The sequence below is a fragment of the Acrocarpospora pleiomorpha genome (assembly GCF_009687885.1).
In the GTDB taxonomy this organism is placed as follows: domain Bacteria; phylum Actinomycetota; class Actinomycetes; order Streptosporangiales; family Streptosporangiaceae; genus Acrocarpospora; species Acrocarpospora pleiomorpha.
Window position 1 is genome coordinate 1 of sequence record NZ_BLAF01000052.1, and the last position, 10,229, is coordinate 10,229.

General features: G+C 67.0%; 7 protein-coding genes. 2 read left to right on the plus strand and 5 right to left on the minus strand.

All coding sequences use genetic code 11. The annotated features are described in order from the left end of the window. Positions 1–142 precede the first annotated feature (142 nt). Positions 143–2,128 carry an FUSC family protein gene (locus tag Aple_RS36235; RefSeq protein ID WP_170321838.1) on the minus strand — a complete coding sequence of 662 codons (1,986 nt, stop codon included), beginning with the start codon at positions 2,126–2,128 and terminating at the stop codon, positions 143–145. On the opposite strand from Aple_RS36235, the gene Aple_RS52400 reads away from it, so the two are divergent. Further along, a complete protein-coding gene (locus Aple_RS52400) occupies positions 2,118–2,366 on the plus strand; it encodes a hypothetical protein (RefSeq protein WP_170321839.1) in 249 nt (82 codons plus the stop codon). The two genes, Aple_RS36235 and Aple_RS52400, sit on opposite strands and share 11 nt — an antisense overlap. Here Aple_RS52400 and Aple_RS36240 read toward each other — a convergent pair. From Aple_RS36240 to Aple_RS36255, 4 genes are all read right to left on the minus strand, one after another. Then, the gene (locus tag Aple_RS36240; protein WP_155349269.1) at positions 2,363–2,818 is read right to left on the minus strand and encodes a SixA phosphatase family protein; all 456 of its coding nucleotides are present in this window, start codon (positions 2,816–2,818) and stop codon (positions 2,363–2,365) included. The genes Aple_RS52400 and Aple_RS36240 overlap by 4 nt on opposite strands. Positions 2,819–2,910: 92 nt before the next feature. Continuing rightward, entirely contained in the window at positions 2,911–5,166 is a 2,256-nt protein-coding gene (locus Aple_RS36245) for a sodium-translocating pyrophosphatase (protein ID WP_373869673.1), read from the minus strand. 446 nt (positions 5,167–5,612) lie between these two features. After that, positions 5,613–6,077, minus strand: coding sequence for an ATP-binding protein (locus tag Aple_RS36250; RefSeq protein ID WP_155349271.1), 465 nt, complete (start codon positions 6,075–6,077; stop codon positions 5,613–5,615). A gap of 2 nt (positions 6,078–6,079) precedes the next feature. Continuing rightward, the gene (locus tag Aple_RS36255; RefSeq protein ID WP_111171502.1) at positions 6,080–6,430 is read right to left on the minus strand and encodes an STAS domain-containing protein; all 351 of its coding nucleotides are present in this window, start codon (positions 6,428–6,430) and stop codon (positions 6,080–6,082) included. Between the two features lie 157 nt (positions 6,431–6,587). On the opposite strand from Aple_RS36255, the gene sftH reads away from it, so the two are divergent. After that, complete coding sequence (gene sftH, locus Aple_RS36260; RefSeq protein ID WP_246264996.1) at positions 6,588–9,299, plus strand: DEAD/DEAH box helicase; 2,712 nt, start codon at positions 6,588–6,590, stop codon at positions 9,297–9,299. The last annotated feature ends 930 nt before the right edge of the window (positions 9,300–10,229 follow it).

Genomic DNA, 10,229 nt, shown 5'->3' on the forward strand with positions numbered 1-10,229 from the left:
CACCCACCCTTTTGTACTTGCCCGAGCTCCCGCCCGGCCCGTTGTCGCCGTGGCTTCACCACCCGCCCGCTATGGATTCGCGGTGATCGATTGATTGCCGTTGAACCAGCGCACGCCACAGAACCGCAGTCCTCCCGTTAATTCATTTGGTGATACTTGCCTCCTTGACTATGTGAGCCGACCCCTCGCTCAGGGCGCGCAACGCTTGATCGGTCGCCGCGGCGTGCAGAAGCGCGCGACGCACACGGGTGCGCGAGTCCGCAGGATCCGCCGCGAGCTCGTCCAACCGCCGATCCGCGAGCTTGCCCAGCCATCCCCCCAGATCGGCCAGGCGACTGTCCACATCCCCACCCGACTGGTACGGCTCACCGATCCTGACGGCCTCAGCCCCAGCGGCCAGCCGATCCGCAACAGCGTCCAGCACACCGGGGGCAGGCCCCACTTCGCCAGGATCTTCACGGAGGACAGTCGTCACGGTCATCAGGTCGTCCCGGATCCTGCGGGCGGTATCCAGCACCTCGTCCACATGCTGCGGCGGCACAGCCCCCGGTTCGTACGCGATGGAACTCACAGATTGAGCCACAGCCTCCGCCTCCCGCGCAGCGAGGTGGATTCGTTCCACGGCCAGCCGTTCCGGTCGATTGCCACGACTCACGTCCGCCACCGTCCGGGCGGCCTCCGCATGCGACTCCAGCAACCGCGCCACCCGTTCGGCCAACCGCACCGCCTCACCACGCGGCCACAGCAGACGCGTGCAGGCAAGCGCGATCAACGCCCCGCACACGGTCAGCCCCACCCGAATCGCGGCCGCATCCGGCGACAGCGGCGTCTGAAAATCAATGAGCAGAAGCACGCACATCGTCATGAACGTCGCCCAATACGCGTAATGCACCGCCACCAGCCCGAACGCGAGCATCGCGGCCACCCCGACCATCACGACCCGCACCCAGTCCCCCGGCGCGATCAGCAACACCAGCGCGGCCGCCAACCCACCGATCACACTCCCCAAGATCCTCGCCCAGACCTTCGCGAGCGTCTCCCCATACGTCGGCTGAATGACCAGCAGAACCGTCAACGCCAACCACTGCGCATGCAACGGCTCGAACAAGACAATCGCCACACACGCGACCACCGTCCCAAGCCCCACCCGCAAACTATGACGAACGTCGGGACTATCAAGGCTCACCCGAGGCAACCGCCCCACGACCCGAGAAATCACATCCGGAACGAGAGACTCCCTGGCCGACTCGACCGGAGGCACCCCGGGCGGACCCGATTCACTCGACCCCAACACGTCCTGATCGGCCGACCACCCTGGCTCCCCCGTCGAATCGCCTGAGCCACTCGATGGCCGCCGCTTTCGCGCCCCAGGCCACTCAGGCAGTTGCGGAATCACCATCACGGCGCCTGTGAGAGATCTCACACCCGACCGGGACTCGGCGACACCCTCGCGGATACGGTCAGCGACATGCGCGATCTGCCGGAGCAACACCAAGCCGAGCAACTCCCGCTCATCACCCGGACGTTCCCCCCGCAACGCATCAATCCGAGCACCGAAATCAACCGACTCAACCTTCTCCGCCAGCTGAAACAGCGACCGCACAGAAGCCGCCAACGACTCCACCAGCTCAGACAAACCCACCCGATCCGGTGGAACCTCCCGACCCACCGCACCAGCAAGATCATGCAAGGCCACCGCCTCATAGAAGATCCGTCTCAGGCCAGCCGTGACCTGCTCGGCTTCCCGGGAACGTCGCTCCCAGCGATGTCGAGCGCAAGCCGTACGAGCCGCCTGAAGCACAGATGAGGCGCGAACCCGCTGAGAGTCCCACGAGCCGGACATGGTCGACTCGATCAGGACAGCGAGCTCCTCAGCGGCCTCGCCCAGCGTGGCGGACAACGGCCGAGTCCGCCGCCATGCCCAGGGCAACGTGATCAGAACCGCCGCGAGCAAACCCCCCAGAAGCTGCAACCCCAGATGCGCCCCCGGATATACCGGCAGCGGATTGGCAGCGGTGATCAACAACGCCAGCGCGGCCGTCGAGCCAACCAGCGGCCACAGGATGCCGGCCCCGGCGACCAGCGGCGCGACCGGGATCAGCAACCACTCCCGGTCGATGACCACCACGCCGAGCACCGTACCGAACGCCAACGACAAAACCCCGGCCAGCATGGCCACCGCCCGCACCCCCGGCGGATCGGCGTTGGCCCGCACGGCGACCAGCCACGCACCGATGCCGACCACGCCGCCATCCACGGGATGCCCCACCGCCACCCCGACGACCAGCGGAATCACGACGGAGGCCCCGGCGACGAGACCGAACCCGACCGCCAGCCCGCTGTCGTCGAATCTGGCCACGATCTAGGGCCGGTGCGTGTCCACCAGTGTCCCGGTGCCGGAATCGACCTCCGACCAGGGCCCGGGCAGCTCGACCACCGCGAACGCCCCCGGCGGGAACGTCTCGACCTCATCACCGGTGAGGCCCATCACCAGCTCATGCACGCTCGGATTGTGGCCGACCAGCACCAGCGTCCCCACCTCCGGCCCGACCTGGCGAATCAGGACAAGCAACTCGTCGGTATACGCCTCATAGATGTCCCGATCCAGCTCGAGCGGCGCGGCCAGCCCGAGCAACTCCGCCGTCTGCTTCGTCCGCTTGGACGAGGAGGAAAGCACGAGATCAGGCTTGAGCGGGCCGATCAGCACCCCCGCCTCGCGCGCGTTGCGCTGCCCCCGATGGGTAAGCCCGCGCTCAAAATCAAGCACCCCCGGAGTGTGCTCCGCCTTCGCGTGCCGCAGCACGATCAACGTCTTCATCGCACGAAACGCCCTTCCATGCACAGATTCTACGAACACGCGTGAGGGCCCCCCGCATCACGGGGGACCCTCAGCGAAACGGAAGAAACCGATCAGCCGGCGACCGGCTCCAGCTCTTCCTTGTTGTTGTCGGAGGACTCCATGCCCCCACCGGAACGACGCTTGGACACGAAGATCGCACCGATCACGACGACCACCGCCAGCAGGGTCACGCCGATCCGCAGCCCGGTGTTGTCCGCGTACACCACAACCGCCGGCGCGATCAGCAGTGCGACCAGGTTCATCACCTTGATCAGCGGGTTGATGGCCGGACCCGCGGTGTCCTTGAACGGGTCGCCCACGGTGTCGCCGATGATGGTCGCCTCGTGCGCCTCGGAGCCCTTGCCGCCGTGGTGCCCGTCTTCGACCAGCTTCTTGGCGTTGTCCCACGCGCCGCCCGAGTTGGACAGGAACACCGCCATCAGCGTGCCCGCCGCGATCGCTCCCGCCAGGTACGCGCCCAGCGGCCCGTAACCCAGCCCGAACCCGACCGCGATCGGAGTCAGCACCGCGAGCAGACCGGGCGTGGCCAGCTCCCGCAGCGAGTCCTTGGTGCAGATGTCCACAACTCGCCCGTAGTCGGGCTCCTCGCTGTAGTCCATGATGCCCGGCTTGGTGCGGAACTGCTCCCGTACCTCGAACACCACCCGCATCGCCGCCCGGCCAACCGCACTGATCGCCAGACCGGAGAACAGGAACACCACGGCCGCACCGATGATCAGACCCACCAGCACGTTCGGCGAGTCCACGCTCAGACTGAAGTTCTGGAACGAACCCAGCGCGGCCTTGACGGCCTCGCTGGCCTTCGCCAGTTCAGCCTCGACAGCCGTACGGAACGAACCGAACAGCGCCGTCGCGGCCAGCACGGCGGTCGCGATCGCGATGCCCTTGGTGATCGCCTTGGTGGTGTTGCCGACCGCGTCCAGCGAGGTGAGCACGCGCGCACCCTCGCCCTCGACGTCGCCGGACATCTCCGCGATGCCCTGCGCGTTGTCCGAAACCGGACCGAAAGTATCCATCGACACGATCACGCCGACCGTGGTCAGCAGACCGGTCCCGGCCAGGGCGACCGCGAACAGCGCCACGGTCACGTTGCCGAAGCCCAGCAGGAACGCGCCGTACACCGCCGCGCCGATGAGCAGCGCGGAGTACACCGCGGACTCGAGCCCGACCGAAATACCCGCCAGAATGACGGTCGCGGGACCGGTACGCGACGACTCCCCGATGTCCTTCACCGGACGCCGGTTGGTCTCGGTGAAGTACCCGGTGAGGATCTGGATCGCACTGGCCAGCACCAGGCCGATCAGAACCGCCCCGATCGCGATGATCCGCGGATCCGCCGTGAGCGCCTGAACGGCGGGCGAAGCCGACGTGAGCTCGGCGAACGAAGCGGGCAGGTACGCATACGCAGCGACCGCCACCAGCACGGCCGAGATCGCGGCTGAGATGAAGAACCCGCGGTTGATCGCGGCCATCGCGTTCCGGTCGCCCGCGCGCGGCGAGGTCACGAAGATGCCGATGATCGCGGTGATGACACCGATCATCGGCACGATCAGCGGGAACACCAGGCCCTCGGTGCCGAAGGCCGCCTTGCCCAGGATCAGCGAGGCGACCAGCATCACCGCGTACGACTCGAACAGGTCGGCCGCCATGCCGGCGCAGTCACCGACGTTGTCGCCCACGTTGTCGGCGATGGTGGCCGCGTTGCGCGGGTCGTCCTCCGGGATGCCCTGCTCGACCTTGCCGACCAGGTCGGCGCCGACGTCGGCGGCCTTGGTGAAGATGCCGCCGCCGACACGCATGAACATGGCCAGCAGCGCCGCGCCGAAGCCGAAGCCTTCCAGCACGCTCGGCGCGTCGCCCTTGTACGCGAACACCACGATGGCCGCGCCCAGCAGGCCAAGCCCGACGGTGAACATACCGGCCACGCCGCCGGTGCGGAACGCGATCCGCATCGCGGTCTTCTCACCCGCTTCCCGGGCGGCGGCGGCGACGCGCACGTTTCCGCGCACCGCCAGCCACATCCCGATGAAGCCGGTCAACGCGGAGAACACCGCACCGACCACGAAGAAGACGCTCCGCCCGATCGCCACACCGGTCGATTCGGCAGGCAGCAGGTAGAGCAGGAAGGGGATAAGGATGACAAAGACGGCAAGCGTCCGGAACTGCCGCGTCAGGTAAGCGGCAGCTCCAAGTTGTACGGCTTTCGCGATGTTCTGCATACGTTCCGTGCCCTGGGGCGCGGCCAGTACCTCGCGCACGAGGCCGCCGGCGACGGCCAGCGCGATCATGGCCACAGCGGCCACCACGATCACGATCGTGAGATGGGAACCGCTCAGGGATACCGCTGCGTCATTGCCAGCGGCGATATAGGCAGACAATTCCGTCCTCCTCGGCCAGACGGGTAGGTCCTGCCCGGGAGGCGCAGCCTCACAGTATCTTCAGCGTGCCCCATCGCGAACGGGGCGTCAGCGGCGCACTTCCGGGTGGTTGGCAGTGCCGCTTCCGGTTGCAATCCGCAATACCTTGGCCGGTGCGGGGGAGTCTACGCAGCCTGTCGGCGGATATGAAGGGCTTACGGCACGCTAATTAGGGCCGAGTCCAGTAAGGACGGGTTCCACCCCCACCCAAACAGGTCGTTTGTCGCCCGGACACCTGATGTCCATCAGGTTACGGACAAGCCCTGCGAGGGATTATAGACGACCCAAATTGGGTGGAGGACAGATTCGGCCAGCCCCTAACCAGCCAGGAGGCTTCAGTGAGCCGGCACCCCGTTGGGCGTGGCGGCCGGCCAGCTCATCCGGATCCGCACCCCCGTCGGCCCTGGCGAGACCTCGACATCGTCGGCCAGACCGGCGATCACCGCGATCCCTAAGCCCGGCATTTCCGGAACGATCCCGAACATGCTGTCGGCCGATGCCTCGACCGATACCACGCCGTTGGCCGTACCCGGAGATTGAAGATCGTCGTTCGGAGCGGAGTCGGTGACCGTCACCTCGAAACGCCCCGAATCATCCCGGAGCTCGATCCGGATCGGCTCCCCCGGGCAGTGGACGCGATGCGCCTCAACTGCCCGGGAGCACGCCTCTCCGACGGCGAGCCGCACCTCGTCCAGCAACGCCTCGGCCACCCCCGTACGGCGCGCGATCGCCGTGGCGACCAACCGCGCCGTGCGCACATGAGCCGGCAACGCGCTGAACGTCAGCTCGACGGTGGCCATGACTACTTGTCTCGACCGTGGGCTTCCTTGGCCTCATCCACGGAGGCGTAGATCCCGAAGACCTTGGTAAGACCGGTGATCCGGAAGATCTTCAGAATGCGCTCCTGAGTGCAGACGAGTTCCAGGGAGCCATCGTGCGCCCGCACCCGCTTGAGCCCGCCGACCAGCACACCAAGCCCGGTCGAGTCGAGGAAGTCCACTTTCTCCATGTTCACGAGAAGGTGGAAGTTGCCCTTGTTCACCAAGTCGATGAGCAGCTCACGCAATCTGGGCGCGGTGTAGACGTCGATCTCACCCTCGACCTCGACAATGGTGAGACGGTCCTCGGTACGGTGGTCCAACTTCAGATCCACAGATCCTCCAGCGCCTTGCCTGCGTAGGTCCGATGCAGATCGTGCATCCTAGGAAAACACGATCCTGACGCGCGGCATTCAACCACGCTACGCCTCAGTGTCTATACGAAATCCCGACTCCGGGCGACTCTCCCCGCAGATGCCATGGTGGAAACCAATGAATCGGTCCTCTTCACCCGCTCACCCCCACAGGCGTGCGTCAGGCCGGAGCGGACCACTCCTGGAGCGCTTGCTGGCGACCTCGGCACGGCACGGGAGAGTCACTCATGTGGAGCATGTTCCAGCACGTCAGGCTGGTCAAGCCCAATGGCCGGATTGGGTCGCCGAGACGGTGCGGGAGCGACTGGAGGTGCAGGGCGTGTCCGGCCTGTGGCCACACCAGTTCGCCGCCGCCGAGCACGTCCACCGTGGCCAAAACGTGATCATTTCCACTGGAACCGCCTCAGGAAAATCTCTCGCCTATCTGGTCCCCGCGGTCACCGGAATCCTGTCCGGCGCCACCGTCCTCTACCTCACCCCGACCAAGGCCCTCGCCGCCGACCAGCTCCGCGCCCTCCAGGAACTTTCCTTCGACCAGGTACGCCCCGCGACCTTCGACGGCGACACCCCCATGGAGGAACGCGCCTGGGTCCGCCGCCACGCCAACTACGTCCTGACAAATCCGGACATGCTCCACCGGTCGATGTTGCCCCGGCACGCCGCCTGGACGTCCTTCTGGCGACGCCTCCAGCTGGTGATCGTCGACGAGTGCCACACCTACCGCGGCGTCTTCGGCTCCCACGTCGCGCAGATCCTCCGCCGCCTGCGCCGCGTCGCCGCCAAGTACGGCTCCCGCCCCGTCTTCTTCCTCGCCTCCGCCACCGCCAGCGAGCCCGGAACCACGGGGATGCGCCTGACGGGCCTTGAGATGGCCGAGGTGACGCGTGACGCCTCTCCCCGAGGCGCGAGCACCATCGCGCTCTGGGAGCCGCCCCTGACCGATTTGCGGGGCGAGGGCGGCGCTCCCGTCCGCCGTACGGCCACCGCCGAGGCGGCCGACCTCCTCACCGATCTCGTCCTGGACGGCGTACGGACCCTCGCGTTCGTACGCTCGCGGCGCGCGGCCGAGATCGTGGCCCTGTCGGCCCGGGGACACCTGCACGACACCGAACTCGCGCTGGGAGTGCACGCGCAGCCGTCACGGGCCGCCGTTGCCACGCCGGTGCTGCCCGAGCTGCGACTGGCGGACAAGGTGGCGGCGTATCGGGCCGGATATCTGGCCGAGGATCGGCGACTGCTGGAGAAGGCGTTGCGCTCGGGCGAGCTGCTCGGGGTGGCGACGACGAACGCGCTGGAGCTCGGGGTGGACGTGTCCGGGCTGGACGCGGTGCTGATCGCCGGGTGGCCCGGAACGCGGGCGTCCTTGTGGCAGCAGGCCGGGCGAGCCGGGCGGGATGGGCAGGACGCCCTGGCCGTGCTGATCGCGCGGGACGATCCCCTGGACACCTATCTGGTGCACCATCCGGAGGCGCTGTTCGGGCATCCGGTGGAGGCGACCGTCCTGGATCCGGACAATCCCTATGTGCTGGCTCCGCATCTGTGTGCGGCCGCGTCCGAAATTCCACTTTCGGATGAAGATCATCTTATTTTCGGTCCTGCGGCGTTGGGGGTTTTGGATGAGCTGGTAGAGCGGGGATTATTGCGACGTCGGACGACGGGCTGGTTCTGGACGAGCCGGGATCGTGCCGTCGACCTGGCCGACATCCGTGGGTCCGGCGGGTCCCCGGTTCAGATCGTCGAGTCGGACACCGGGCGGTTGCTCGGCACCGTGGACGAGGCGTCGGCTCACGGGACGGTGCATACCGGGGCTGTGCATATTCATCGCGGGGACACGTACGTGGTGGATGAGTTCGACCTCGAAGCGGGCGTCGCCTTGGTTTCCGCGGCTTCGCCCGACTATTCGACCTTCGCCCGAGACATCACCGACATCCGCATCATCGAGTCCCTACGCTCCCGACCCCTCGGCCCCGGCGAACTCCATTTCGGCTCAGTCGAGGTCACCCGCCAGGTCGTCTCCTACCTGAAACGCCGCACCCAAACCGGCGAACTCCTAGGCGACGACCCCCTCGACCTCCCACCCCGAACCCTACGCACCCGCGCCGTCTGGTGGACCCTCCCCAACTCCGCCCTAACCGAACTCACCCACCCAACCGACCCACCAAACGACCAGCCAAACGACCAAGGAACCCAGGCGCGAACCGAGCTGCCAAACGACCAGAGAACCCAGCAGCGAATTGACCCTCCCGACGACCGGCGAACCGACCGAGGAACCGACCCGCGGCCCGGCCAGCCAAGCAACCAGGGAACCCAGCAGCGAACCGACCAACCTGGAGACCTGGAGACCCGACGGCGAACTGGCCGAAGGATCGATCGACGAGCCGACAAGCGAATCGACCTCGGCGGTGCCGCGCACGCAGCCGAGCATGCGGCAATCGGCCTGCTGCCGCTGTTCGCCACCTGCGACCGCTGGGACATTGGTGGCGTCTCCACCGAACTCCACCCCGACACCGGCCTCCTCACCGTCTTCGTGTACGACGGCCACGATGGCGGGGCGGGCTTCGCCGAACGCGGCTACGCCCACGCGACAGAATGGCTCACCGCCACCCGCGACGCGATCGCCTCCTGCGAATGCGAACGAGGCTGCCCTTCGTGCATCCAGTCCCCCAAATGCGGCAACGGCAACGAGCCCCTCGACAAGGCCGGCGCCCTCCGCCTCCTCGGGATCCTGCTAACGCCCTACCTCGACCCTTCGGAACCCTCACCAGACGACCGCCATAACCGGCCCGACTCCGGTCTCCCGTCCTGCAGTTCGATCGCCCGAGCGATGTAGGGCCGGAGCAGCGGCACATCATCCTCTGCCCCATCTAAGGCGAGTTCTTTCTCGGGGAACTCCATCGCGGCGGGTTCCGCTGCCGCAGCCTCCACGGCAGCCAACTCAACTGCGGCTGGCTCAGTTACGGCTGGCTCAGCTGCCGCGGGCTCGGCTGCCGCGGCCCTTGCTGCTGCGGACTCGGCTGCGAATGCCCCTACCGCAGGCTGCTGCACAGCGGGCTGCGTTGCGGTGAACTGCACTGCCGCCGACTCCACCACCCCAGCCTCCACGGCGGCGAACTCCGCCGCCGACTCCACCGCCGCAATCTCCAGGACAGCAGAATTCGCTACCGCCAGATCCACCACCGGTGGCTCTAACGCAGCAGGCCCCACTGCCGCAGGTCCGGGCTCCGAAGTCTTGACCGCCGCAAGAAGGACAGGGGGCCGACGACGAACCAAGCCCGTTGTGGCGACGCCTCTGCCCTCCGGCGGCGAAATCACCCCCACGGCCGCCACCGCACCCGCTCCCACGCCTTCACCCCCACCAGCGCGCCCGCGCAACCACGCACCCACATACCCGCCGATCAGCAACAACAGCAGACCAATGCCGACATAGACCCCGTAAGCAAGCCCATCCCCAGAGGCCGCCGACTGAACGGCGCCTTCCGACCCTGCCGCGACCTCAGGCTGTGGGGAGGCACCCTCCTCCGCCCCTTCCGGCAGATCAAAATCAGTCTTAGCCGCTTTCGGCACCTTGGGAAGTTCCGACGCAACGCCACTTGGTTTTGTCAGCGGCACCTTGGCTATGTCCTCATCGGGCAGAACAGGAAGATCCTCAACCCCACCACTATCCGCAGATTTAGTCGGCGAAGGCTTAGGCACAGCCGGAACACTTACATAAGCGGCCCTCGAATTCCCCGACCCCACACTCCCCCCGACTCCATCCCCC